The sequence below is a fragment of the Amycolatopsis sp. NPDC051373 genome, assembly GCF_040689465.1.
In the GTDB taxonomy this organism is placed as follows: domain Bacteria; phylum Actinomycetota; class Actinomycetes; order Mycobacteriales; family Pseudonocardiaceae; genus Amycolatopsis.
On the sequence record NZ_JBFBAE010000007.1, the window covers coordinates 1 to 24584 of the forward strand.

The 24584-nt window shown below is 71.1% G+C and carries 22 protein-coding genes; 16 read left to right on the forward strand and 6 right to left on the reverse strand.

Annotated features, from left to right (window positions below):
* The 3 genes from AB0383_RS14450 to AB0383_RS14460 form a co-directional block, all read left to right on the forward strand.
* On the forward strand, positions 1 to 1561 hold a 1561-nt coding region (locus AB0383_RS14450), incomplete at its 5' end, for an aconitase family protein (protein WP_366187401.1).
* A complete protein-coding gene (locus tag AB0383_RS14455; RefSeq protein ID WP_366187403.1) occupies positions 1554 to 2282 on the forward strand; it encodes an MBL fold metallo-hydrolase in 729 nt (242 codons plus the stop codon). The genes AB0383_RS14450 and AB0383_RS14455, both read left to right, overlap by 8 nt.
* A 33-nt stretch (positions 2283 to 2315) precedes the next feature.
* Complete coding sequence (locus AB0383_RS14460; protein ID WP_366187405.1) at positions 2316 to 4613, forward strand: aminotransferase class III-fold pyridoxal phosphate-dependent enzyme; 2298 nt, start codon at positions 2316 to 2318, stop codon at positions 4611 to 4613.
* A gap of 64 nt (positions 4614 to 4677) precedes the next feature.
* Here the strand turns inward: AB0383_RS14460 and AB0383_RS14465 are convergent, their stop codons facing one another.
* From AB0383_RS14465 to AB0383_RS14480, 4 genes are all read right to left on the reverse strand, one after another.
* Complete coding sequence (locus tag AB0383_RS14465; protein ID WP_366187407.1) at positions 4678 to 6153, reverse strand: serine hydrolase; 1476 nt, start codon at positions 6151 to 6153, stop codon at positions 4678 to 4680.
* Between the two features lie 33 nt (positions 6154 to 6186).
* Positions 6187 to 6969 (reverse strand): amino acid ABC transporter ATP-binding protein, encoded by a 783-nt coding sequence (locus tag AB0383_RS14470; protein ID WP_304504295.1) that lies wholly within the window; start codon positions 6967 to 6969, stop codon positions 6187 to 6189.
* A gap of 2 nt (positions 6970 to 6971) precedes the next feature.
* The gene (locus tag AB0383_RS14475) at positions 6972 to 7751 is read right to left on the reverse strand and encodes an amino acid ABC transporter permease (protein WP_364175700.1); all 780 of its coding nucleotides are present in this window, start codon (positions 7749 to 7751) and stop codon (positions 6972 to 6974) included.
* Positions 7752 to 7919: 168 nt separating this feature from the next.
* Positions 7920 to 8756 (reverse strand): alpha/beta hydrolase, encoded by an 837-nt coding sequence (locus tag AB0383_RS14480; protein WP_364175697.1) that lies wholly within the window; start codon positions 8754 to 8756, stop codon positions 7920 to 7922.
* A gap of 264 nt (positions 8757 to 9020) precedes the next feature.
* On the opposite strand from AB0383_RS14480, the gene AB0383_RS14485 reads away from it, so the two are divergent.
* Complete coding sequence (locus AB0383_RS14485) at positions 9021 to 9686, forward strand: GntR family transcriptional regulator (RefSeq protein ID WP_364175695.1); 666 nt, start codon at positions 9021 to 9023, stop codon at positions 9684 to 9686.
* A 6-nt stretch (positions 9687 to 9692) separates the two neighbouring features.
* Here the strand turns inward: AB0383_RS14485 and AB0383_RS14490 are convergent, their stop codons facing one another.
* Positions 9693 to 10598 (reverse strand): cyclase family protein, encoded by a 906-nt coding sequence (locus tag AB0383_RS14490; RefSeq protein ID WP_364175692.1) that lies wholly within the window; start codon positions 10596 to 10598, stop codon positions 9693 to 9695.
* Between the two features lie 88 nt (positions 10599 to 10686).
* Between AB0383_RS14490 and AB0383_RS14495 the strand changes: the two genes are divergently transcribed.
* Positions 10687 to 11247, forward strand: a complete 561-nt coding sequence (locus AB0383_RS14495) for a GDSL-type esterase/lipase family protein (protein ID WP_364175689.1) — start codon at positions 10687 to 10689, stop codon at positions 11245 to 11247.
* A gap of 133 nt (positions 11248 to 11380) precedes the next feature.
* The gene (locus AB0383_RS14500; RefSeq protein ID WP_364175686.1) at positions 11381 to 12247 is read left to right on the forward strand and encodes an ABC transporter substrate-binding protein; all 867 of its coding nucleotides are present in this window, start codon (positions 11381 to 11383) and stop codon (positions 12245 to 12247) included.
* A gap of 116 nt (positions 12248 to 12363) precedes the next feature.
* Here AB0383_RS14500 and AB0383_RS14505 read toward each other — a convergent pair whose 3' ends face one another.
* Positions 12364 to 13086 carry a hypothetical protein gene (locus AB0383_RS14505; protein ID WP_364175683.1) on the reverse strand — a complete coding sequence of 241 codons (723 nt, stop codon included), beginning with the start codon at positions 13084 to 13086 and terminating at the stop codon, positions 12364 to 12366.
* Positions 13087 to 13481: 395 nt separating this feature from the next.
* Between AB0383_RS14505 and AB0383_RS14510 the strand changes: the two genes are divergently transcribed.
* The 10 genes from AB0383_RS14510 to AB0383_RS14555 all read left to right on the forward strand — a co-directional run bounded on the left by AB0383_RS14510 (position 13482) and on the right by AB0383_RS14555 (position 24562).
* Complete coding sequence (locus AB0383_RS14510; protein WP_364175681.1) at positions 13482 to 14717, forward strand: threonine synthase; 1236 nt, start codon at positions 13482 to 13484, stop codon at positions 14715 to 14717.
* Between the two features lie 82 nt (positions 14718 to 14799).
* Positions 14800 to 16320 carry an ABC transporter substrate-binding protein gene (locus tag AB0383_RS14515; protein ID WP_364175679.1) on the forward strand — a complete coding sequence of 507 codons (1521 nt, stop codon included), beginning with the start codon at positions 14800 to 14802 and terminating at the stop codon, positions 16318 to 16320.
* A 1-nt stretch (position 16321) separates the two neighbouring features.
* Complete coding sequence (locus AB0383_RS14520; protein ID WP_364175676.1) at positions 16322 to 17311, forward strand: ABC transporter permease; 990 nt, start codon at positions 16322 to 16324, stop codon at positions 17309 to 17311.
* Positions 17308 to 18162 (forward strand): ABC transporter permease, encoded by an 855-nt coding sequence (locus AB0383_RS14525; protein ID WP_366187413.1) that lies wholly within the window; start codon positions 17308 to 17310, stop codon positions 18160 to 18162. Before AB0383_RS14520 ends, AB0383_RS14525 begins: the two co-directional genes overlap by 4 nt.
* On the forward strand, positions 18159 to 18935 hold the full coding sequence (locus tag AB0383_RS14530) for an SDR family oxidoreductase (RefSeq protein ID WP_366187415.1): 777 nt from the start codon (positions 18159 to 18161) through the stop codon (positions 18933 to 18935). The genes AB0383_RS14525 and AB0383_RS14530 overlap by 4 nt, the downstream gene beginning before the upstream one ends.
* Positions 18932 to 19777 (forward strand): polysaccharide deacetylase family protein, encoded by an 846-nt coding sequence (locus AB0383_RS14535; protein WP_364175668.1) that lies wholly within the window; start codon positions 18932 to 18934, stop codon positions 19775 to 19777. Before AB0383_RS14530 ends, AB0383_RS14535 begins: the two co-directional genes overlap by 4 nt.
* Positions 19770 to 20723 carry an ABC transporter ATP-binding protein gene (locus AB0383_RS14540; RefSeq protein ID WP_364175665.1) on the forward strand — a complete coding sequence of 318 codons (954 nt, stop codon included), beginning with the start codon at positions 19770 to 19772 and terminating at the stop codon, positions 20721 to 20723. The genes AB0383_RS14535 and AB0383_RS14540 overlap by 8 nt, the downstream gene beginning before the upstream one ends.
* Complete coding sequence (locus tag AB0383_RS14545; protein ID WP_364175663.1) at positions 20723 to 21688, forward strand: oligopeptide/dipeptide ABC transporter ATP-binding protein; 966 nt, start codon at positions 20723 to 20725, stop codon at positions 21686 to 21688. The genes AB0383_RS14540 and AB0383_RS14545 overlap by 1 nt, the downstream gene beginning before the upstream one ends.
* Entirely contained in the window at positions 21685 to 23913 is a 2229-nt protein-coding gene (locus tag AB0383_RS14550) for a penicillin acylase family protein (protein WP_364175661.1), read from the forward strand. The genes AB0383_RS14545 and AB0383_RS14550 overlap by 4 nt, the downstream gene beginning before the upstream one ends.
* The gene (locus tag AB0383_RS14555; RefSeq protein WP_364175658.1) at positions 23906 to 24562 is read left to right on the forward strand and encodes a GntR family transcriptional regulator; all 657 of its coding nucleotides are present in this window, start codon (positions 23906 to 23908) and stop codon (positions 24560 to 24562) included. Before AB0383_RS14550 ends, AB0383_RS14555 begins: the two co-directional genes overlap by 8 nt.
* Positions 24563 to 24584: the final 22 nt, after the last annotated feature.

The following is a 24584-nucleotide window of genomic DNA, read 5'->3' on the forward strand; positions in this document are numbered from 1 at the left end:
GGGGCAGTCCGAGCGGCCCCCGGCCGATCCGACTGCCCCATCCGGAAGCCGGCTCCAAGGCGATCTCGCACGCCCCGGCGAAGCCGGGGCCAACAAACACAGCGAAGGCACCGTCGGCCGCGGCGGAGCCGCAGCCGACGGTGCCGTCGCGATAGCGGCGATCACTTCTTGCACCAACACGTCCAACCCGCACGTGATGGTCGCCGCGGGTCTGCTCGCCCGCAACGCCCGGGCGCGAGGCCTCACCGCCAAGCCGTGGGTGAAGACGAGCCTCGCACCGGGTTCGAAGACCGTCACCGAGTACCTGGCGCGCGCCGGGCTGACCGGGCCGCTCGACGAGCTGGGCTTCCAGCTCGTGGGCTACGGCTGCATGACGTGCATCGGCAACTCCGGCCCGCTGCTGCCCAGTGCCGCCGAAGCGGTGGCCGAGCGCGGCGCCGTGGTGGCGTCGGTGCTGTCGGGCAACCGGAACTTCGACGGCCGCATCAACAACGACGTCTCCCTCAACTACCTCGCCTCTCCCCCGCTCGTCGTCGCCTACGCGCTGGCCGGTTCGGTCAAGCACGACCTGTCCAGCGAGCCGCTGGGGGTCGACGCCGAGGGCGAGCCCGTGCTGCTCGCGGACCTGTGGCCGGACGACGCCGAGATCGACGAGGTCGTGCGCGCGCACCTCACGCCCGAGCTGTTCCGCGAGGCCTACGCCGACGTGTTCGGCGGCGACGAGCACTGGGCCGGCGTGCCCGAGTCCGACGGCCACCACTTCGCGTGGGAGCCGGACTCGACGTACCTGCGCCGCCCGCCCTTCCTGGACGACGTGACCGAAACCGCCGCCGGACCAACCGATGTGACCGGCGCGCGCACCCTGTTGCTGCTGGGCGACTCCGTGACCACCGATCACATCAGCCCCGCCGGCCGCATCCCCGCGGCGAGCAGCGCCGGGCGTTACCTCACGGCGCTGGGCGAGGCCGATCTCAACACCTACGCCTCGCGCCGCGGCAACTTCGAGGTGATGGTGCGCGGCGGGTTCGCCAACCCGCGGCTGGCCAACCTGCTCGCCCCGGACGCCGCCGGCGGCGTCACCCCCGACTTCACCCGGGACGGCGCGCTGGTGCCCATCCACGAGGCTGCCCAGTCCTACGCCGCGGCCGGCGTGCCGTTGATCGTGATCGCCGGCCAGGAGTACGGCACGGGTTCGTCGCGCGACTGGGCGGCGAAGACGACCGCGCTGCTGAAGGTGAAAGCCGTGCTGGCACAGTCGTTCGAGCGGATCCACCGGTCCAACCTCGTCGCGCTCGGCGTGCTGCCGCTGCAGTTCCTCGACGGCGACAGCGCGGCCTCGCTCGGGCTCGACGGCACGGAGGAGTTCGACCTCGACGGGATCGCCGACGTCGTCGAGGATCCGGCGCGGCCGCTCACGGTGCGCGTGCGCCCGGCGGACCGGCCGGCGTTCGAGTTCTCCGTGCGCGCCCGGCTCGACACCCCGCGCGAAGCCACCTACTACGCGAACGGCGGGGTGCTGCCGTACGTCCACCGGCTGATCCTGCGAGGTGAGCTTGACTGATCCCGCGCCCGTCGTCGAAACGCTGGTGCTCGGCTACGGCCTCTCGTCGGACCAGGGCAGCATCGGGTTCTGCGGCGTCTACCTCGTGCAGACGCCGCGGCGGCGCATCCTGTTCGACTGCGGTCACGCGGGCCGCCGCCGCGCGCTGCACCGCGCGCTGGCCCGCCACGGGCTCGGCGTGCGCGACGTCGACACGCTGGTGCTCTCCCACGCGCACTACGACCACGTGCAGAACGCCGACCTCTTCACCCACGCCGAGGTGTTCCTGCACCCGGCCGAACGCGACCCCCAGGCTGGTGACCCGGTCACTCCGGTGTGGACGGACGCGATCTTCTCCGGCCTGGCGCTGCACGAAGGCAGCTTCGACGACCCCGACGGCCTCGAACTCGCGCCCGGCGTCACCATCACCGGGTTGCCCGGCCACACCGCGGGTTCGCTCGGCCTCACCGTCGAGACCGCCGACGGCACGGCGCTGCTCACCGGCGACGCCGTCCCCTCCTCCCGCGCCCTGCGGGCCGGCCGCGCCACCACAGCGGCGAACGAGGAAGCGGCCGCCGCGTCGATCGAGCTCGTGCGGACCCGGGCCGACGTGGTGTACCCCGGCCACGACCGGCCGTTCACGATCGAGGCCGGGCTGCCCGGCCGGTACCTGCTCCCACGCGTGGACCTCGATGTGCTCGCGCCCGACCCGCTGACCGACGACCCGCCCGCGCCGTCTTGAGGCCGGGTCTCCGCCGAAAGGAACCTCCCCAGCATGACCACCGCCACCGGCATCTTCGCCGAGCCGGCTCCGAAGTTCTCCACCGAGAGCCTTCATGCCGTGCTCGGTGAGCACTGGGCGCTCGCCGACCCGGTACTCAAGCCGCTCGACAGCGAACGCGATCTCAACGTGCTCGTCGACGGCCGGTTCGTGCTCAAGATCTCCAACCCCGCCGAGCAGGCCGAAGTCGTGGACATGGAGACCCGCGCGCTGGACCACGTGCACGCCGCGGACCCGGAACTGCCGGTGCCGGAGACGGTCGCGACCACGGCGGGCGAACCCGTCGCGCGCCCGCTCGACGACGCCGGACGCGAATGCCTCGCCCGGCTGATCACGCTGCTGCCCGGTTCACCGCTGGAAGGCGGACCGCTGGATCCCGACCTCGCCGCGCAGGTCGGCGCGGTGGCCGCGCGTGTTTCCGTGGCGCTGCAAGGGTTCTTCCACCGCTGCGCCGGGCGGACACTGATGTGGGACATCCGGCGGATGCCGGAAGTCCTGGCGGCGGCCGGGATCGCGACCGGGCGGCTGGGCGAGCTCGCCGAGCGCGTCGCCCCCGCGCTGGCGGCCACCGCCACGCTCCCGTCGGGTGTGCAGCACGCTGACGTGACCCTCACCAACGTGCTGGCCTCGCGCGCGAGCGTGACCGGCGTGATCGACTTCGGCGACATGCACCACACGGCCGCCGTCGCCGACCTCGCCGTGACGCTGACTTCCGTGGTGCGCCTCAGCGGCGGCGACGCGGACCGCCTGTGGCGTCTCGTCGACGCCGTGCTGCGCGGCTACCAGCGGCACCGCTCGCTGTCGCCGGCGGAGGTGGCGGTGCTGGGCGAGCTGGTGATCGCGCGCCTGCTCACGACACTCGCGGTCTCGGCCACCCGGCGTGGGCCGCACGCGGACAACCACCGCTACATCACCCAGTACGACACCAACAGCGAGCAGGCGCTGGAGCTGCTGTCGGCGTTTTCCGTGCGGGAGCTCGCCGACCGGCTGGCGCGGCTTGCGGGCACGCGGGACCTCACGGCGGCGATCTCGCCGGACGGCCTCCCGGCGCGCCGTGCGCAGGCCATGGGCGGCAAGCTCTCCCCGCTGTTCTACCGGCGACCGCTGGAAATCGTGCGTGGCGAAGGACCGTGGCTCTACGCCCGCGACGGCGCGCGGTACCTCGACGCGTACAACAACGTCGCGGTCATCGGCCACACGCACCCCGCCGTGACGCAGGCGGTGCGCCTGCAGCTGGCCCAGCTCAACACGCATTCGCGCTACCTGCACGCGGGGATCGTCGAGCTCTCCGAGCGCATCCTCGCGACCATGCCGGCACCGCTCGACACGGTCCTGTTCACCACTTCCGGCACCGAGGCCAACGAGCTGGCGTGGCGCCTGGCCACCGAGTACACCGGCGCGGGCGCGGCCGTGATCGCGGAGCACGCCTACCACGGGGCGTCGAAATGGATGGCGGACCTGAGCTCGAACGAGTGGCCCGCGGGGTACCGGCCCGCGCACGTCGCGACGTTCGAAGCACCGCGCGGCCCGGCTCCCGAACTGACGGAAACCGTTGCCGCCGAACGGATCCGCCGGGCGGACGAAACCCTGCGCGCCGCCGGTGAGCGTCCGGCCCTCGTGCTCGCGGACTCGCAGTTCACCTCCGAAGGCATCCTCGACGTGCCCGGCGAGTTCGTGGCCGGCCTGGTCTCGGGCGCCCACGCGGCGGGCGCGCTGTACCTCGCCGACGAGGTCCAGTCGGGCTACGGCCGCAGCGGCCCGCAGCTGTGGCGCTTCCTGCTCGCCGGCGTGACACCCGACCTCGTGACGCTGGGCAAGCCGATGGGCGCGGGCTACCCGATCGGCGCCGTCGTGACGCGGCGCGAGATCGCCGAGGCGCTCGCGGGCAGCTACGAGTACTTCTCCACCTTCGCCGCGACCCCGGCGGCGGCCGCGGCCGGCCACGCGGTGCTCGACGTCCTCGGCCTCACCGACCTGCCCGCGCGCGCCGCCGCGACGGGCACGTTCCTGCGGGAGGGCCTGCGGGCGCTGGCCGCGGAGGAACCGCTGCTGGGCGAGGTCCGCGGCACCGGGCTGCTCGCGGGTGTCGACGTGCTCGCCTCGGGTGCGTCGACCTCTCGCGAAGTCACGCGCGCGCTCCTCTCGGAGCTGGTCGGGCAAGGCGTGCTCGCCGGGTCCACCGGCCCGCGCGGTGACGTGTTGAAGGTGCGGCCGCCGCTGGTGTGGGAGGACACGCACGTGACCCAGTTCCTGGAGCGGCTGCGGCGCGCACTGGCCGCGCTGCGGGCCTGACAACTGAAACCGGCCGTGGGGTCCGCCGTCGGTGCGGCAGACCCCACGGCCGGGGGCTGGGGGATTACTTGCGAAGCACGCCGCGCGCCGGCGGCAGCGTCGTCGGCCCGGAGTTGACGTTCGTGGCGTGGCCGACAGTCACGCCAGTGTCGTCGAAGGTCAGGTCGAGCCGGTCGACGAACGGCGATTCCAGGAAATGCCACGTCAGGTGCAGCTCGTCGGCCGACCACCACTGCCCGGCGGCGAGGACGGCAGCCGACGGGTCCTGGTAGGAGTGGTGCAGGCGCCACACGCTCACGCCGGTGTCCTGGCGCGTCCAGGTGCCCACGCCGTGGTCGATCGAGTGCCGGCCCAGCTCGTCCTCGACGACGACGCGCACCGAGCCGTCGCGGACCTCGACCGCCAGCGACACGAGACCCTGCTCGTTGGGCTCGAAGTCGTACGTCGCTGTGAACCCGGCCCGCTGGACGGCGGCGCCGACGGTTTCGGGCTCCTGCACGCGGTCCACCCACGCGGCCAGAGCGTCCACTTCGGACTGCTCCCGAGCCGGGCTCTCGAACGCCGTGGTGAACGCGGAACGCAACATCCCCGGCAAATCGTGGTAGCTGCCATCGCCCATGGCGCCGGTGATCACGACGACGCCGTCGTGGCGGGGGAAGACCATGCATTCCTGGCCGAAAATGCCCGAAGCGCTGTAGATCCCCGCCTCGGTGGTCCAGAACTGGTAGCCGTACCCCTCGTCGGCGACGACGTCGGGCGCGGGCGGCACGAGCTCCTTGCCGTTCCACTCCCCGCTGATCGCCCGGCGCACGTGCAGCGCGGAAGCCTTCTGCACCCAGCCGGTCGGCAGCACGCGGGAGCCGTCCCACACGCCGTCCTGCAGGTGCAGCACGCCGAACTTCAGCAGGTCGCGCGGGCGCAGCGAAAGCCCGTTGCCGCCGCTGGACACGCCCTCGGGGTCACGTTCCCACGTGTAGTCCGTGATCCCCAGCGGGTCGAACAGCCGTGGCCGCAGGTACTCGTCGACCGGCTGACCCGAAACCTGCTGCACGATCGCCGACAGCACGTGGCTCGTGGTGCTGCTGTAGGTGAAGTTGCGTCCCGGCAGCTCGACCACGGGCTCCTCGAGGAACTCGTCGACCCAGCCTGTGCGCCGCAGGCGTGTGGTGGCGCCCGACAGCCCGCGCGCGTGACCCGTGCACATCGTCAGCAGATCGCGCACGCGCATGCGGCCGAGGTTCTCGCTCGGCTCGCCGGTCAGCCGGTCGGCGAAGAAGCCGACGACGGGGTCGTCGAGGGAGAGCAGGCCTTCGGCCTCGGCGAAACCGACGGCCGCGGACGTGAAGCTCTTCGTGGCCGAGTGCACCTTGTGCCGCAGGCCCGGTTCGTGCGGCCACTGCCACAGGTCCAGCACGGTCCGCCCGTGGCGGTGCACGAGCAGGGAGTGCACGCGCATCCTGCGCTCGGCCATGGTCTGCAGCAGGGTGTGGACCGGGCCCGGGTCCAACGTCGGCGCCGGATCGTCGAAGGCGTTGCTCATGCTCACCGTTCTCGTGCGGAACTTCTTACAGAATTACAGGACCTGCGAAAGGAACGACTTCAGCCGCGGCGTCTGCGGGTCGGTCAGCAGCTGCCGGGCCGGCCCCTCCTCGGCGATCACGCCGCTGTCCACGAACAGCACGCGGTCGGCGACCTCGCGGGCGAAGTTCATCTCGTGCGTGACCACCATCATCGTCATGCCGGACGACGTCGCGAGGTCGCGCATCACGTCGAGCACGCCCTTAACCAGCTCGGGGTCGAGCGCCGAGGTCGCCTCGTCGAACAGCATGATGTCGGGCTCCATCGCGAGCGAGCGCGCGATCGCCACGCGCTGCTGCTGCCCGCCGGACAGGTGCGAGGGCCGCGCGGACGCCAGCGCCCGCAGGCCCACCTTGTCCAGCTGCTGCATCGCGCGTTCCCGCGCTTCCTCGCGCGACATCTTGCGCACCCGCCGCAGCGCGAGCGCGATGTTGTCCACCGCGCTCTTGTGCTGGAACAGGTTGAAGTGCTGGAACACCATGCCGGTGCGCGAGCGCACGGCGTTGAGGTCCACCTTCGGGTCGGTGATCGTCTGCCCGTGCAGCCGGATCGTGCCCGACGTCGGCGGGGACAGGAGGTTCACGCACCGCAGCAGCGTCGACTTGCCCGACCCCGAGGCGCCGATGAGGCACACGGTCTCGCCGCGCGCGACCGTCGCCGACACGCCCTTGAGCACCTCGACGAGGCCGAAGGACTTGCAGATGTCGACCAGCTCGATCGCGGGGACGTCGGCCTTCGCCTCGTCCTGCGCCTGCGGAGAAGTCGTTACCTGGTTCACCTTCACGCTCCCGCTTCGAATCCGGTGGCACCGACGGGGACCAGCGGCTGCGGCGTCTCGGCCGGGCCGCCACCGCCGCTCGCCGGACGGCGGCCTTCGCGCAGCCGCTTGTCGAACCAGTTCACCAGGTGCGTCAGCGGCACCGTGAACACGATGTAGACCAGGCCCGCGGCCACGAACGACGACGAGTTGTACGAAATGGACTGCGCCTGCTGCGCGATGAAGTACAGCTCGCGCTCACCGACGGCCAGGCCGAGCAGGTACACCAGCGAACTCTCCTTCACGGCCACGATGAACTGGTTCGCCAGCGCCGGCAGCACGTTGCGGATGCCCTGCGGCACCACGACGAGCAGCTGCGTGCTCAGGTGGCTCATCCCGAGGCTGCGGCCGGCCTCGGCCTGGCCGGGCGGCACGCTCTGGATGCCCGAGCGGAAGATCTCCGCGATGTAGGCCGCGTTGATCAGGCCCACCGCGAGGATCGCGTAGCCCATCGGCGACTGGCCGAACAAGCGCACACCCGCCGACGGCAGCCCGATGCCGATGAGGCTCACCGTGACGATGGCCGGCAGGCCCCGGAACACGTCGACGTAGACGCGGGCCGGCATTCGCAGCCACCAGCGCGTGGAGATGAGCAGCATCGCCAGCAGCAGGCCCACCACCAGCCCGAGGACCAGCGCGAGCGACGCGATGATCAACGTGTTGCGCAGGCCCTCCCCGAGCAGCGAGGGCAGCACGGCGAGGATCTGGTGGATGTCGAAAAAGGAATGCAGGAAATCGCCCATGGGACCAGGTGTCCTTACCTCGGTTCGGCCGCGGACCGCTGGAGTGCGCGCGGACCCGGGCTCAGCGGAGTCGGCGACGGTACCGGCCGGCAGTTCGTCTTATAGACTATAACTGTGACGTGGCGCTCACGGTAGCAGATTCGACAAGATAGTCAACGACTGAAGTGCTCACTTCACACGGCTCGCGAGCAGGCCGGCGAAGAAGTCCTGGACCACGGGGATCACCAAGCTGCCTTGGTGCGCCACCCCGGGCACCACGTCGAACCGCACGGAGAGCCCGCTGCGCTCGAAGCTGTCGCGCAGCGTCTCGATGCGCTCGATGCGCGTGCGGCCGGTCTTCTCCACGCCGTCCATCCAGTTCGGACCGCCGGCGTTGTTGATCTCCCACGTCTCCACGTCGGCGGAGCCGACCACCATCTGCACCGGCACGCGGCGCAGGGCCGCGAGGTCGAGCTCGATGCCGAACTTCTCGCGGAAACCCCCGGTGCCGAGCCACCACGGCAGCGAGTCGTCGAGCTGCGTGATGCGGCCCGGCGCGCCGATCGAGATGCCGGCGAGGCGGTCGGGATGGGCGTAGAAGAACCGGTGCGCGAACTGTCCGCCGCCGGAGAAACCGTGCAGGAAGAAGGTTTCGGTCTCGGTGTTGAACTCCTCGCCGACCTCGTCGACGATGTGCAGCAGCTCTTCGTCGAAGCGGATCCCGTCGTACTCCAGGAACTTGAAGCTGTGCAGCTCGCGCCGCTTGCCGATGCCGGCCGGGAACAGCGGCGCGAGGATCACGCACCCGTGACGGGTCGCGAAGTCCGCCCACTGGTTGCGGTAGAGCTCGGCCGAGCGGCCCGTGCCGTGCTGCACCACGACCAGCGGCAACGGCGCGGCGGCGGGTGTGTGGTCCTTCGGCACGAACAGCCCGTAGGACAGGCGCTGGTCGTGGCCGGAGGCGAAGAACGGGGTCGCGCCGACGAAGTGGGCTCCCTGCGAGTCGGGTTCGGTGGTGGCGGTCATGGCAGCCGGGGGCTCCTCGGGGTTCGGGGACGGGCACGAGCGGTGCACTAAGCACGAAGACGATATAGGCTATAGGTTCATTCGAGGACCTGAAGACGCCTTTTGACACTGCGTGATGCGACAACTCCGGGCGAGCGGACCCACGAGGTGGCCTCAACCGTGACGACAGGATGCAGGCCGCAGGCCACAGCCTGCCCACCGAGCGGGAGGGAGACCGATATCCTTGCGGTCCCCCTTTGCCCGCGGAGAGAGATTGTCAGGCCGATGACCCACCCCCGCCCAGCCCTCACGAAAAACGCGTACGTCTACGAGGAGCTGCGCCGGCGCATCCTGGCCGGCGAGCTGATCCAGGGCCAGTCCATCTCCCAGGAGCAGCTCGCTGCGGAGCTCGGCGTGAGCACCACTCCCCTGCGCGAGGCGCTGCGGCGGCTCGATGCCGAAGGGCTCGTGACGATCGACGCGCACCGCGACGCGCGGGTGAGCCGGCTCAACGCCGAGGAAGCCCGCAGCCTCTTCGAGGTCCGCGAACGCCTCGACCCGCTGGCCACCAAGCTCGCCGCCACGCGCCGGACCGACGCCGACATCGCGGCGATCGAGTCGGCACTCAAGGACCTCGAGCCGCTGAGCACGTCCACCGGCTTCGACTCGCTGCTCGTGCACCGCGCGTTCCACCGCAGCGTCTACACGGCCTCGCACAACCCGCTGCTGATGACGCTGCTGGAAGGACTCTGGGACAAGGCCGACCGTTATCGGCTGATCGGCCTGCAGTCCAAACCGGACTCCCCGGCCGACCAGGAACGCGTGCGGCGCGAGCACATCGAGATCGCGGAAGCCGTGATCTCGGGGGACGCCCGCACGGCCGAGCGGACCATGAAGAAGCACGTGCTCGGCAGCCTCGGCCGCCGGGCGATCGCCGCGCTGGAGGCCTGAGCGCGCTCACAGGAGCGCCAGCGGGTTGGCCGGCGAACCCGTCCCGCCCTCGACCACGAGCGGCGCCACCACGAAGAGGAACTCGTGACGACCTTCCTCGGCACACGCGGCGGCCAGTGGTTCGAGCGCGCAGTTGTCCACCACGGCCAGCCCGTAGGCGAAGATCGCGCCGTGCACGGTCCACGGCACTCCCCCGTCGTTCGGGGCGCGGTCGAGCATGTCCCACGCCAGTGCGGCGCAGTCGTGGTCGCGCAGGAACGTCAGGCAGGAGGCGTGCAGGCCAGGCCGGCTCGCCTCGGTGCCCCACGGCGGGTTCTCGCGGTCCCACGCGTCGCGTCCGCAGTGGACGACCACCGCGTCGCCCGGGCCGACGGAGACGCCTTGCGCCTCGGCGATCGCCTCCAACTCGTCGCCGTGCACCGGGCGTTCGAGGGTCACGTACGGCTCGCCGCGGAAGGCCGGCACGTCGAGCAGGACCCCGCGAGTGACGATGCCCTCGCGCCAGTGGTCCACCGAACCCCAGCGGCTGCCGCGCGAGGTGAGCTCGACGTCGGGGTCGCGGCCCTGCCACAAACCGCGCTCGTCCCAGACGTGGCAGAGCGCGTCGACGTGGGTGGAGGCGACACCGTGGTACTCGATGCCGTAGTAGTCGCCCGAGATCCCGCCGGTGCCGCGAGGCGTTTTGGTCGTGTAGTGCGAGGCCGGCCGCGGATTGTCCACGTGCGGGCGGGTCGGGAACGGCCGGCTGAGCGACACCGAGCGGCCCGTGCGCACGAGCTGCGCGGCTTCGGCGCGCTTGGCGGCGGTGATCAGGTTGACGGCGCCGACCTGGTCGTGGACGCCCCAGCGGCCCCAGTTGCTGCGGCCGTGGAGCTGCTCCTCGACCTCGGCGCGGGTCCAGTCACGCGCCACCGCTTCACCTCTTCCGGCTCGCCTCCGAGTGTTGGTATTTTCTAAGCTACAAGTACCAGATTGTCAACCGCGGGAAAGGCGGCGACGAGTGAAGAAGATCGTCCTGTTCGGCGACAGCATGCTGGGCCGGTTCACCAAACCCCGCATCGAACAGCTCGAGGCCGAGGCCGGCGACGTGATCGTCTTCAACTGCGCCGCGGGCGGCTGGAAGAGCGACGACGGGGCGCGCCGCGCGGCCACGATCGCCAGGACCGAGCCCGACGTGGTGGTGTTGTCCTTCGGCGCCAACGACTGCGCGCCCGACCGGCTCGTGGAGCTCGACGCGTACGCCGAGAACATGCGCACGATCGCCGCCGCCTTCGCCCCGGCCACGCTGATCGGGTTCCTGCCGCCCTCGATCGAGGAGATCGACGGTGTCGGCAAGCGCGGGCGCACGAACGCCGTACTCGACACCTACCGGCAGGTGCTGCGCGAGGTCGTCTCGGCCGCGAACTCGGTGGACACCGACGCCGCGGTTGCGCCGCTCGTCGCCGCCGGAGAGCCCGTCCACGAGGACGGTCTGCACCTCACCGGAGACGCCTACCGACTCGTGATCTCGGCACTCGCCGAGCGGATCTCGGCCGTCGGCACCGCCTCCGACCTGCACTGATCTTCCGGGAGACACCGTGCTGAAGCCGGTACTACAGGTCGTTGACGTTCTGAAGTTCTATAGCCTATAGTTCCGCTCCATCGTCAGCGCTCCCGCTTTCTCTCCCCACCTCTCGGTCTGGCGAAGGAGACCCATGAACCGACTTCCCCTGCGGCGCGCGCTCGGTGCGCTCGGCCTCGCCGCACTCACCGCCGCCTCTGTCACCGCGTGCGGCGGCGGCGACTCCGCGGCCGGCGACGACTTCGGTCTCGCCCAGCCCGGCACCATCACGGCGGCGGTCACGGCGGGCGACTACCCGTTCGTCTCCCCCGACGCCAGCGGCAAGCCGGTCGGCATGCTCGTGGACCTGAACAACCTCATCGCCGACCGGATGCACCTCAAGATCGTCTACAAGACGACCACCGTCCAAGCGGGACTGCCCGGCCTCACCAGCGGTCAGTACGACCTGATGTCGGTGGGCCTGGTGGCGAGCGACGAACGCAAGAAGAGCGTGGCGTTCACGAAGGCGATCTTCTGGGGTCAGAACGTGGTCGTGGTCCCGGCGAGCTCGACCGCGAAGTCCATTCCGGACCTGGCCGGCAAGCGCGTGGGCGCCGGCGCGAACAGCACGCAGGAAGACTTCGCGAAGAAGAAGATGACCACGTCGCAGCTCGTGTCCGAGGCCACCGACGGCGCGGGCGTGAACCAACTGCTCGCGGGCAACCTCGACGCGATGGTGCTCGGCTCGACGCACGTCGGGCAGATCTTCACCGAGCACCCGGGCAAGCTCAAGGTCGCGCTGACCTCACCGCAGGACCAGCCCGGCGCCGAGGCGGTCAACAAGAAGCTGACCAAGTTCCTCGACGCCTACAACACCGAGCTCACCGCGCTCGCGAACGACGGCACATTCCTCAAGCTGTACCAGAAGTACTTCCCGAACCTGCCGTACCCGACGCAGATGTACCAGTTCTGGCCGTCGATCCAGCAGCAGATCGAGAAGCAGGGCAAACCGACCCCGTAGCCGGACGGAACTCGGTGCCCCGCCGCGCCTTCCCGTGGCGCGCAGTGGGGAGACAAGGGGTTTCCTGCCCACGCCGGGCAGGAAACCCCTTGTCGTTTCCGGTGTCCGTCACCCGCTCAGCAGGTGACGGACACCTTGGCCCCGGCCTTGAACGACACGTGCACGTGGTCGAAGTGGTTCGCGGTGGGGCTGCCGCGATCCTCCATCGGGTCCCAGCCGCTGCCGGTGTTGATGCGCTGGCGCCAGATCACGTACGTCACGCCGAACTCGCCCTGGTGGGCCAGCACGTATGCGGCGAGCGCGTTGCCGGTCGCGGTGTCGACCATGAAGTCGAGCGCGAGACCGGTGGGGTGGTCACTCGCGCCCGCCCGGCCGGCGCGGCCGCCGACGGAGCCGACCTTGAACTTCGTGAGGATGTGGTTGCCCACCTGGGCCGCATTGGGTTGCGCACCGGCCAAAGTGGACGAACACGCCTTGCCGGCGGACAAGGTCTTCGCCGCGGGCGGCAGCTTCGGCTTGGTCTTGGCGACCGGTTTCGTCGTCGTCGGCTTCGGGACCGCGGCCGACATACTGGGAACCGATGTGCTCGGGGTCGTACTGGGGGTCGTCTGGGTCGGGCTGCTCGGCGTCGTGCTGCTCGGCGTGGGGGCGCCGGACAGCGGAGCGCTCGAAGCGGGCCGCGGAGCACTGAGGGCGAGGCGGTCGGCGGCCGAGACCTGCCCACCGCCCGGGATAGCGCCCGTCAGCCACACGAGGGCCGCCATCCCGAGGGCGGCGAACACGCCGACCCCGACTGGCAGCCGCCACGACAGCGACCGGTAGCGATGTCTTCCGGACATCCTGGTGCACCATTTTCTTCGCTCGGGGAACGCGCGCCGCGTTCGGGGGATACGGCGCACGCAAAGCGGCCTCGACATTACGAATCGGACACGGGAATGTCACCGTCGAGTGATTGTCCGCACAGATCAACACCGATCGATGCAGGTCAGCCGTGATATCGACTTTCCGGCTACCCGCCATTGACACGGCCTCGACAGCCATTTCGCACGGCCGTGATCACGATGCGGGAGCCCGTCGTCGCGCATTCCGTCGAAGCGTTTTCCATGATCACCGCTGCGCGACCGAGCAGGGCCGACGAGGCTTCGGAACCGATACCGAAGGGTGGACCCGGTTGACGAACCGCCGTTTTGGATCCAAACTCTCGGGGATTCCCGACCCGACGCATGGAGGCGGCATGACGTTCTCGTTCCTCAGTCACCTGGAGTGTTCGCGGACCGGAGACCGGTACGAGGCGGACCAGGTGGCCGGCACGTCGGCCGCGGGAGCGCCGCTGCTCGCGCGGTACGACCTGGAGCGGGTGCGGGAAACGGTGACGCGCGAGGACATCGCGGCGCGCGAGCCCAGTCTCTGGCGCTACCACGAGGTGCTGCCGGTGCGTTCGCGCGACAACATCGTGAGCCTGGGCGAAGGCCTGACTCCCCTGCTGCCGCTGCCGAACCAGGGCAAGCAGTCCGGCGTGCCGAAGCTGCTCATGAAGGACGAGGGCCTCGTGCCCACCGGGTCGTTCAAGGCCCGCGGCGCCGCGGTGGGCGTGTCCCGCGCGGCCGAGCTCGGCGTGCGCGGCGTCGCGATGCCGACCAACGGCAACGCCGGTGCGGCCTGGGCGCTCTATGCCGCTCGCGCCGGGATGGACAGCCTCATCGCGATGCCCGACGACGCCCCCGCCATCACGATGAAGGAGTGCCTCGCCGCCGGCGCCGAGCTGTACCGCGTGGACGGCCTGATCGGCGACGCGGGCAAGCTCGTCGGCGCCGCCGTGGCCGAACGCCAGGGCTACCAGGACGTGTCGACCCTCAAGGAGCCCTACCGGCTCGAGGGCAAGAAGACGATGGGCTACGAGATCGTCGAGCAGCTTGACTGGCGCGTGCCCGACGTGATCCTCTACCCGACCGGTGGCGGCGTCGGCATCATCGGCATCTACAAGGCACTGCTGGAGATGCGGGAGCTGGGCTGGATCTCCGGCGACCTGCCGCGCCTGGTCGCCGTGCAGGCCACCGGCTGCGCGCCGATCGTCGAGGCTTTCAAGTCCGGCGCCACGGAAAGCGTCCTGTTCCCCGACGCGCACACCGTCGCCTTCGGCATCACCGTGCCGAAGGCGCTGGGCGACTTCCTCGTGCTGGACGCCGTCCGGGCCACCGAGGGCACCGCGATCGCGGTGACCGACGACGAACTGCTGGCCGCCCAACGGCGGCTGGCCGCACTCGAGGGCGCTTTCATCTGCCCCGAGGGCGCAGCCTGCTTCGCGGCGCTGGACCAGCTGCGCGAATCCGGCTGGGTGAGCGAGGACGACGAGGTCGTGGTCCTCAACACCGGAGCCGGCATCAAGTACCCCGAGACCGTGGAGGTCGACGCGCCGCTGCTGGCGAAGACCGACGCGATCCCCGCACGGGGTGCGTTGCGGGCGCGTTGACCCTGCTCGCAGGCCTTCGCCAGCACGATTGGATCTGATCTGACGTCCCCGCCTCAGCAGCCGATCTGACAGGACCGAGCCCATGAACCGACGACGTTTCCGTGCGGCGCTCCTCCTGGCCACTGCCCTCGCTCTCGGTGCCGCCTCGTGCGGCATCCAGCCGGCGAGCGCGGGCCGTGGCCCCGGCACGATCACGATCGACACCGCCAACTACCCGTCCACACTGGACCCCGGCAAGCAGTACGACACCGACACGTACTCGGTGTACCGCAACATCTTCGACCAGCTGCTGCGCCGGAATCCCAAGACGAACGCGGTCGTGCCCTGGCTCGCCACGAAGTGGCGGCAGACCGACCCGCTCACCTGGCGCTTCACCATGCGCCCAGGCGTGACCTTCAGCGACGGCAGCCCGCTCACCGCCGAAGACGCGGCGTACTCCATCAGCCGGATCCTGGACAAGAAGTTCGGCAGCCAGCAGTACGCGAACTTCTCCGTCATCGACAAGGCCACGGCCGACGGCGGCGACCTCGTGGTGCACACTTCGGTGCCCTCCCCCACACTGCTGAGCTACCTGACCACGCTTTCGGTGGTGCCGAAGGCCTACGTGCAGCGCGTCGGGGACAAGCAGTTCGCCGTGAAGCCGATCGGGTCCGGCCCGTTCGTGCTCCGGTCGGCGACGGCCGGGTCCGAGGTCGTGCTCACGGCCAACCCGAAATGGTGGGGCCCGCCCACGCAGATCCGCACGGCCGTGTTCCGCGCGGTGCCCAACGTGGCCAGCCGTGTGGCCGACCTGCAGTCGCGCAAGGTCGACCTGGCGACCACGCTCACGCCGGACGCCGCGGACCAGATCCGCCGCGACCCGACGCTGGCGATCCTGTCCACGCCCACCGAGCGCGTGGCCTACCTCGCGTACAACACGATCAAGGGCGGGGCCACCGACGATCCCCGCGTGCGCAAGGCCATCGCCGAGGCGATCGACTACGACGCGCTGATCAAGAACCTCCAGCGCGGTTACGCCAAGCCGATCAACTCCATGGCCACGCCGCTGGCGTTCGGCTACGACAAGTCATTGCCGGACAACCACCACGATCCCGAGGACGCCAAACGCCTCCTGCAGGAAGCGCACGCGGTCGGCGCGAAGCTGGTGATGGCGACCTCGCCGTCGTTCGACCCGCAGGTGGTGCAGGCGATCCAGGGCGACCTCGCTGCCGTGGGGCTGCAGGTGGAGATCCAGAACAGCGACCAGGCCACGTACCTGAAGAAGGTGCAGGACCCGTCGCACGAATGGGGCTCGATCCGCTTCGGCAAGTGGTCGTGCTCGTGCCTCGACTCCGACGGCGTGATCTACCCGTTGTTCCACACCGGCGAGATCTGGAGCTCCTACAGCAACCCCGACTTCGACAAGATCGTGGAGCAGGCGCGCGAGACGATCGACTCCGCGCAGCGGACCAAGCTGTACTCGCAGGCGTTCGAGTTGCTCAACCGCGACCTGCCGGGCATCGGCCTGTTCCAGGCGTACGCGGTGTACGGCGCGAACTCGCGTCTGCAGTGGACACCCGACGCGTCGGAAAGCCTGTTCCTCGACCAGATGAAGGTGAGCTGACATGACGGCGATCGCAGTGTCGGCCCGCCGGAGGCGGACGAGGAGCCTGCCGGCCACCCCGCGCTACGTCGCGGGCCGGCTGGGCCAGGCCGTGCTCGCGTTGTTCGGCGTGACCACCATCGTGTTCTTCGCGCTGCGCCTCTCCGGCGATCCGGCGCGGCTGCTCGTGCCCGAGGGCGCCACGGCGGCCGACATCGAGCGGGTGCGCGAGCAGCTCGGCCTGAGCGATTCCCTGTGGCACCAGTACCTTTCGTTCCTCGGCAACGCGGTGCGCGGCGACCTCGGGTACTCCTACGTGCAGAACCGGCCGGCGACGGCGCTGATCGCCGAGCGGCTGCCCTACACCGCGAACCTCGCGGTGGCCGCGCTGATCCTGTCGGTGGTGTTCGGCGTGGTCATCGGGGTCGTCACGGCACTCAAGCGCGGCCGCTGGCAGGAACGCGTGCTCATGCCGATCGTCCTCATCGGACAGGCAATGCCCGCGTTCTGGACCGGGCTGCTGCTCGTGCTCGTGTTCTCAGTGGCGCTGCGCTGGCTGCCTTCCACCGGGTACGACGGACCGCTTTCCCTGCTGCTGCCCGCCGTCACGCTCGCCTCGCTGTCGGCGGCCGCGATCGCGCGGGTGACACGGGGCGCGGTACTCGAACAGCTGTCGCAGGACTACGTGCGCACCGCGCGGGCCAAGGGCGCGAGCACCACGCGCCTGGTGCTGCGCCACCTCGCGCGCAACAGCGCGATCCCGGTGCTCACGGTCGCCGCGCTGGAGCTGGCCAACCTGCTCGGCGGCGCGGTGGTGACCGAGGTGATCTTCGCGTGGCCGGGCATCGGCCAGCTGACGATCCAGTCGGTGTCGGCGCGTGACTTCCCGGTGGTGCAGGCGATCGTGCTGTTCGCCTCGGCGGTGTACATCGTGATCAACCTGCTCACCGACCTGCTCTACGGCGTGATCGACCGGCGCGTCGCCACCGGTGCCAACGGAGGTGCGGCGTGAAGCGGCGAGCGATCGTCATTCCCCTGGTCGTGCTGGCGATCTACGTGCTGGTCGCGGTCTTCGCGCCGGGGCTGGCGCCGTTCGACCCGGACAAGGTCACGCTCGCGCAGCGGCTGCTGCCCCCGGGCGCGCACCACTGGCTCGGCACCGACGCGCTCGGGCGTGACGTGGCATCCCGCGTCATCTACGGCACACAGGTCTCGCTGCTCGTGGCGATCGGCGCCGTCGTGGCGGGTGGCGTCGTCGGTATCGCGCTCGGCGTGCTCGCGGCCTGGCGCGGCGGCTGGCTCGGCGCGGTGATCATGCGCGTGGTCGACATCGTGCTGTCGGTTCCGTTCTTCCTGCTGGCGATCCTCGTGGTGGCGGTGCTCGGGCCGAGCCTGCTCAACGTGGTGGTGTGCCTGGCGCTCGTGCGCTGGCCGCGCTACGCCCGCGTCGCCCACTCCGCGACGCTGCAGGCCCGCGGCCGCGGGTTCGTCCGCGCGGCCACGGCGACGGGTGCGCCCGCGAGGTGGATCGTGCTGCGGCACGTGCTGCCCGAGGTGCTGCCGGTGTCCATTGTGGTCGCCACGCTGGAACTGGGGCTGATGGTGATCTACGAGGCCTCGCTGTCGTTCCTGGGCCTCGGCGTGCAGCCACCCACCGCGTCGTGGGGCTCGATCCTCTCCGACGGCCAGCAGTACATCGCGTCCGCGTGGTGGCTGGCGACTTTCCCGGGCATCGCGTTGTTCCTGCTCGTGCTGGCCGTGAACCTGCTGGGCGACGCGGCCCGCGACCGACTGGACCCGGCGAAACGCGCCGAGCTTCCGCGCCCGCGGCTCCTTCGACGGATGGCGAGGCAGACCGCATGATCCCCGACTACCGAGGCGAGTTCACCGGCAAGCGCGTGGTCATCACGGGCGCGGCCGGACTGATCGGCACGTGGACGGCCGAGGCGTTCCACGCCGAAGGCGCCGAGTTGGTGTTGTCCGACAACCGGCCCGAGCCGGTGCAGGAGTTGGCCGACCGGCTCGGCGCACATGCGGCGGTCGCCGACCTGACCACCGGCGCGGGTGTCGACGAGCTGATCGCGGCGATCGACGAGCGCTGGCCGACGGCCGACATCCTCGTCAACAACGCCGGCATCTACCCGCGTACGCCCGTGGCGACGACCGAGCGCGAGACGGTGGAGAGGATCTTCGCGATCAACGTGCTGGCGCCCTACCAGCTGGCGCGGCACGTGATCGCGACGATGACCGCCACCGGCACGCAGGGCTGCATCGTCAACCTGTCGTCCGGCGCGGCGAAACGCCCGACCCGCACCGGCGGCGTCTACTCCGCGAGCAAAGCGGCGCTGGAGATGCTCACCCGGTCGCTCGCCCTCGAAACGGGCGAGGCCGGGATCCGCGTCAACAGTGTCGGCCCCGGGTTCGCGCCCGGCAGTGAGGTCAGCAAACTGCCGGAGGAGCACGTCGCCAAGATGCGCCGGGCGATCCCGCTCGGGCGCACATCCGGGCCCGGCGACGCGCCGTCGGCGATCCTCTGGCTGTGCTCCAGCGCGGCGTCGTTCGTCACCGGCACCACGCTCGACGTCGACGGCGGCCGCACCGCCGGCGACTTCACCCCCTCCGGAGGCACGTCGTGACCTACCCCTGGCCCGGCGGCGCCCGCGCGGCCGTGTGCTTCACGCTCGACTTCGACGGCGAGTCACCGCACCTGTGGCGCACCCGCGAAAACCCGCCAGTCTCCGTGGGTGAGCTGGAGCAGCGGCGCTACGGGCCGCGGCGCGGGATCCACAACCTGCTGTCCATGATGGACAATCTGCACCTGCGCGCGACGGTCTTCGTCCCCGGCTGGATCGCCGACCGCTACCCGAAACAGGTGGCGGAGGTCCACGCCCGCGGGCACGAGCTGGCGCTGCACGGCTGGTGCCACGAAGCGCCGACGGGCCTGACCCGCGACGACCTGCTCCGCACGCTGGCCCGCGCGGCGGACACGCTCACCGCGATCACCGGCGAACGGCCGGTCGGCTACCGCTCCCCCAGCTGGGACATGACCACGGACGTCTTCGGAGTCCTGCACGAGCTCGGCCTGACCTACGACAGTTCGCTGATGGGCGACGACCGGCCCTACCTCGTCGACGGTCTCGTGGAGGTCCCCGTCGACTGGGCCACCGACGACGCGCCCTACTACCGCTACGTCGGCGGGGATCCCCGGCCGCCCACGACCACGCCCGAGGTGCTGGCCGGCTGGGCCGCCGAGATCGCGGCGGCGAAGAAGCTCGGCTCGCTGTGCATGATCACCGTCCATCCGTGGCTGTCGGGCCGTCCCGCCCGTGTAGCCACGCTGGAAGCGCTGCTCGCCTCCGTCGTCGCCGACGGCGAGCTGGCCACACCCACCGCCGGTGAACTCGCCACGCACCACCGCGAGCACGCCACCGGATACGAAGTCCCCCTCGAAGAGTTGGGCAGGCCCGGTCATGACTGAGCTGCTGGAAGTACAGGACCTGAAGGTCTCCTTCGGTGCCGGGCGTGAAGCCGTGCGCGGGGTCGACCTCACCGTCGGCCGCGGCGAAACCCTCGCCGTGGTCGGGGAATCCGGATGCGGCAAGAGCCTCACCGCGCTGTCGCTGCTCGGCCTCGAACCCACCGCCGCGCGGGTGACGGGGTCGGCGACGCTGGCCGGCACGGAGCTCATCGGCCGCGGCGAACGCGAGCTGCGGCGCCTGCGCGGCACCCGCGCGGCGATGATCTTCCAGGACCCGATGAGCTCGCTGAACCCGACCACCCGCATCGGCACGCAGATCGCCGAGGTGCTGGCCATCCACACGCCGATGCGGCGCTCGGCCCGGCTGCGCCACGCGGTGGAGCTCATGGAGTCCGTGGGCATCACCGACGCCGCGGCGCGGGCGCGGCAGATGCCGCACGAGCTGTCCGGCGGCATGCGCCAGCGCGTGATGATCTCGATCGCGCTGGCCGGCAGTCCCGAACTGCTCATCGCGGACGAGCCCACCACGGCGCTCGACGTGACCGTGCAGGCCCAGGTCCTCGCGCTGCTGCGGGAACGCACGCGGGACACGGCACTGCTGTTCATCACGCACGACATGGGCGTGGTCGCGGAGATCGCCGACCGCGTCGCGGTGATGTACGCGGGGAAGGTCGTGGAGACCGGCACCGTGCGCGAAGTCCTCGAAGCCCCGCGCCACCCCTACACCGCGGCGCTGCTGCGCTCGGTGCCCGATCCCGACCGCCCGGCGGCCGGGGAACTGCCCACCATCCCCGGGCAGGTCCCCGCCGTCGGCGCGGTGCTCGAAGGCTGCCCGTTCCGCCCGCGCTGCGAACACGCCGACGACCTGTGCCGCATCGCGCCCGTTCTCGAAGACGGGGTCGCCTGCTTCCACCCGCACACCGGATCCCGCATGGAGGTGGCGTGATGACGGATCTCGTCGTCGCGGAAGGACTCGTCAAGCGCTACCCGGTTCGCGGCGGCACGGTCGCGGCCGTCGACGGCGTCGGTCTGAGCATCGAACGCGGCACCACGCTGGCGCTCGTCGGCGAGTCCGGCTGCGGGAAGTCGACCACCGGGCGGCTGCTGCTCGCGCTGGAACGGCCCGACGAGGGCAGCGTCGAGGTCGCCGGGCAGGCCGTGCACTCGATCGGCAAGAAGCAGCTGCGCGAGCTGAGGCGCACGATGCAGCCGGTGTTCCAGGACCCGTACGACTCGCTCAACGGCCGCATGACCGTGGGCCAGATCGTCGCGGAACCCTTGCGCGTGCACCACTTCCGCGGTGACCTCGACGCGCGGGTGCGGGAGCTGCTCGAAGCCGTGACGCTCGCGCCGGAGCTCGCACAGCGGTATCCGCACGAGCTCTCGGGCGGGCAGCGCCAGCGCGTGGCGATCGCGCGGGCCATCGCGCTCGACCCGGAGTTCCTCGTGTGCGACGAGCCGGTGTCCGCTTTGGACGTTTCCGTGCAGGCACAGGTGGTGAACCTGTTGCGGCGCCTGCAGGACGAGCGCGGCATCACCTACCTGTTCATCAGCCACGACCTCGCACTGGTGCGCCACCTCGCCCACCGCGTGGCCGTGATGTACCTCGGCCGGATCGTGGAGGAGGGCGAGACCGAGGAGCTGTTCGCCGACCCGCGCCACCCGTACACGCAGCTGCTGCTCGCCGCCGCGCCCCGGCCACGCGTGCGTGACCACGACCGGCAGGAACCGGTGGAGCAGTTCGGCGAGGCCACGAGTGCGCTGGCGCGCTCGAGCGGCTGCTCGTTCGCCCCGCGCTGCCCGCTGGCCACGGACCGCTGCCGCACCGAGGATCCCGCGCTGCGGCCCCTCGCGGACACGCGCGCCGCGGCGTGCCACTACGCCGAGACCGCGCGGGTCGGGGCCGCATGATCACTCGCGACGAGTACGGAATTCCCTCGGTGGTGGCGGAAACCGAGGACCAGGCGTGGTTCGAGCTCGGCCTCGCCGCCGCCGAGGATCGGCTGTGGCAGCTGGAGTACGACCGCCGCCGCGCCCGCGGGCGCTGGGCCGAGGTCGTGGGCGAGCCGGCCGTGGCCGCCGACCGGCTCGCGCGCCGGCTGCGCCTCGCCGACGCCGCCGACCGCGACCTGGCGGCCATGGACGCCGCCACGCTCGCGACGTTCGAGCACTACGCGGCGGGCGTCAACGCCCACGTCGCCGAGCACGGCACGGGCGTCGAGCACGAACGCGGCGGCATCGGCTGGGAACCGTGGACGCCACGGGACTCGCTGCTGATGTTCAAGATCCGCCACGTGCTGATGGGCGTGTGGCAGTACAAGATCGCCCGCGCCGTGCTGCGCGCGACGGCCGGCGCCGAGGTGGCCGCGAAGCTGGACCCGCGGCCGTTGCCGGGCATGCGCGTGACGGTGCCGCCGCTGGGCCGGGTCGGCGAGGCCCGCGCGAAGCTGTTCGAGCAGGCGCGCGCCGACGTCGAGGCGGCGTCCGAGCACCTCGGGTTCCTGAGCGAGTCCGAGGGCGGGTCCAACGCGTGGGTGCTCGGCGGCAGCCGCACCGCGAGCGGGAAACCGTTGCTGGTCAACGACTCCCACCGCGCGCTCGACGTGCCGAACACCTACTGGCAGGCCCACGTGCGCTGCCCGGGGTTCACAGTGTCCGGGGCGACGTTCCCCGGGCTCCCGGGCTTCCCGCACTTCGGCCACAACGGCCGCGTCGGCTGGGCGATCACCAACGCCGCTGCCGACGCGCAGGACCTCTACGTGGAGCACTTCCGCGGTGAGCAGGTGCGCACGGCCGACGGCTGGGCGGACGCGTCCGTGCGCGACGAGGTCATCCACGTACGCGACGGCGAGGACCGCGTCGAACGCTGCTGGCTGACCCCGAACGGTCCCGTCGTGCACGGCGATCCGGCGAGCGGCGCGGCCCTGTCGCTGCGCTGGACGGCCACCGACGGCGCGTGCGAGCAGTTCGGCGTGCTGCGCCGGATGCTGCTCGCCCCCGACGTACCCACGCTGCTCGACGCTCAGGACGGCTGGGTCGACCCGGTCAACAACCTCCTGGCCGCCGACAACAACGGACCTGTCGGACACGTCGGCTACCTGCTGCGCGGGCAGCTCCCGGCGCGCGACAACCACGCCGCGACGCAGGTGCCGGTGCCCGGCTGGGAGTCGGCGCACCGCTGGCGCGGCCGCGTGCCGTTCGGCGAGATGCCGCGGACCGAGGACCCGCCGGAAGACCTCATCGTCACGTCGAACAACACGGTCACCGCCGCCACGCACCCGGTCATCTCCCACGCCGTCAACGATTCCTACCGCTCCGAGCGCATCCACGAGCTGGCCGCCGCGGCCGGCCCCGCGACCGCCGACGACATGCGCGCGTGGCAGGGCGACACGACGTCGGTCGCGGCCCGGCGCTGGGCAGAGCTGCTCGACGGGCGCGGCCGGTACGGTGCTTTTTCCGGAGACGCGGAGCTCGCCCGCGCCGTGATCGTGGCCGGGCGGGGCGACCTCGGGCCCGGCGAGGCCACGGGGCTCGTGCACGCGTGCTTCCGCCGCGAGATCGCCGCGCGCGTGCTGGACGCCGAGATCGGTGCGGACACGCGGGCGTGGCTGATGAAGTGCGGGCTGCCGGGCATGCCGGTGGTTCTGCGACGCTGGTTCGCGAGCCTGACCTGGCCGCGCGAGGGCGAGTGGCCCGCCGAGCGGCTCGGCGACGACCTGCTGGCCGACGCGCTCGCCGCGGCCTGGCGCCGCGTGGCGGAAACGGGCCCGCGGCCGTGGGGCGAGGTGCACCGGACCGCGGCGAAGCACCCACTGCACCCCGTCGTCGGCTCGGAGTTCGACCCGCCGGCCATCGGCATCGGCGGCGACAACGAGACGATCCAGAACGGCGCTTACGGCTGGACCCCTGGTGGGCGGTTCGACATCACCAACCTGTCGGTCTACCGCCAGGTGCTCGATCTGGCCGATCTCGACGCCTCCGGCTGGGTGATTCCGGGCGGAGCGTCCGGCTCGCCCGGTTCGCGGCACTATTCTGACCAGCTGACCTCGTGGCAGCACCACGAGCTCGTCCCGATGCACCCGCCCGGAACCACAGCAACCGCAGCCACGATCGAGGAGCCGCGACCCGGTGACTGACCAGCCCCCAGAACCGGCCAGCCTGGTCCGCACCGCGTACCGGGCGATCCGCGAGGCCGTGCTGGAGCGGCAGCTGCTGCCCGGCGAGCGGGTGACCGTGCGGCCGCTGACCGAGCGGCTCGGCATCTCGCCGACGCCGGTCAAGGCCGCGCTGGCGATCCTCGAACGCGAGGGGTTCCTCGTGGCTCGCCGGCACTCGGGGTACTTCGTCGCCGAGCTGACCGTCGCGGACATGCGCGACATCTACGAGCTGCGCTCCGCTGTCGACACGCTCGCCGCGCGGGACATCGCCCGCACGCAGCCGGCGGAGCTGCTCGCCCGGCTGGGCGAGCTCGTCGAGGGCCAGCAGGCGGCCCTGGCCTCCGGCGACGTGCCGCGCTACGCCGAGCTCGACCGCGAGTTCCACGGCCTGATCTGGCAGGGCTCGGCCAACCGCCGCCTGCTGGCCATCGCCGACCTGCTCGGCGCGCAGCTGCAGCTGGGCCAGAACGTGACGATCACCGTCGCGGGCCGCCCCGAGGCCAGCCTCGACGAGCACGGGGAGATCCTGGACGCGCTGCGCTCCGGCGACACGGCGGCCGCGGAACAGGCGACGCGCCGGCACGTCGCCCAGGTCATCCGGGCGTTGGAGTCGGCACTGCCGGAATGACAACTGCCGTCGTAACGACACA

Bases quoted from the DNA above. Each gene is read 5' to 3' on its own strand.
- AB0383_RS14460 (WP_366187405.1), top strand. From the start codon at position 2,316: ATGACCACCGCCACCGGCATCTTCGCCGAGCCGGCTCCGAAGTTCTCC.
- AB0383_RS14465 (WP_366187407.1), bottom strand. From the start codon at position 6,153: ATGAGCAACGCCTTCGACGATCCGGCGCCGACGTTGGACCCGGGCCCG.
- AB0383_RS14475 (WP_364175700.1), bottom strand. From the start codon at position 7,751: ATGGGCGATTTCCTGCATTCCTTTTTCGACATCCACCAGATCCTCGCC.
- AB0383_RS14480 (WP_364175697.1), bottom strand. From the start codon at position 8,756: ATGACCGCCACCACCGAACCCGACTCGCAGGGAGCCCACTTCGTCGGC.
- AB0383_RS14485 (WP_364175695.1), top strand. From the start codon at position 9,021: ATGACCCACCCCCGCCCAGCCCTCACGAAAAACGCGTACGTCTACGAG.
- AB0383_RS14500 (WP_364175686.1), top strand. From the start codon at position 11,381: ATGAACCGACTTCCCCTGCGGCGCGCGCTCGGTGCGCTCGGCCTCGCC.
- AB0383_RS14505 (WP_364175683.1), bottom strand. From the start codon at position 13,086: ATGTCCGGAAGACATCGCTACCGGTCGCTGTCGTGGCGGCTGCCAGTC.
- AB0383_RS14510 (WP_364175681.1), top strand. From the start codon at position 13,482: ATGACGTTCTCGTTCCTCAGTCACCTGGAGTGTTCGCGGACCGGAGAC.
- AB0383_RS14515 (WP_364175679.1), top strand. From the start codon at position 14,800: ATGAACCGACGACGTTTCCGTGCGGCGCTCCTCCTGGCCACTGCCCTC.
- AB0383_RS14520 (WP_364175676.1), top strand. From the start codon at position 16,322: ATGACGGCGATCGCAGTGTCGGCCCGCCGGAGGCGGACGAGGAGCCTG.
- AB0383_RS14530 (WP_366187415.1), top strand. From the start codon at position 18,159: ATGATCCCCGACTACCGAGGCGAGTTCACCGGCAAGCGCGTGGTCATC.
- AB0383_RS14540 (WP_364175665.1), top strand. From the start codon at position 19,770: ATGACTGAGCTGCTGGAAGTACAGGACCTGAAGGTCTCCTTCGGTGCC.
- AB0383_RS14545 (WP_364175663.1), top strand. From the start codon at position 20,723: ATGACGGATCTCGTCGTCGCGGAAGGACTCGTCAAGCGCTACCCGGTT.
- AB0383_RS14550 (WP_364175661.1), top strand. From the start codon at position 21,685: ATGATCACTCGCGACGAGTACGGAATTCCCTCGGTGGTGGCGGAAACC.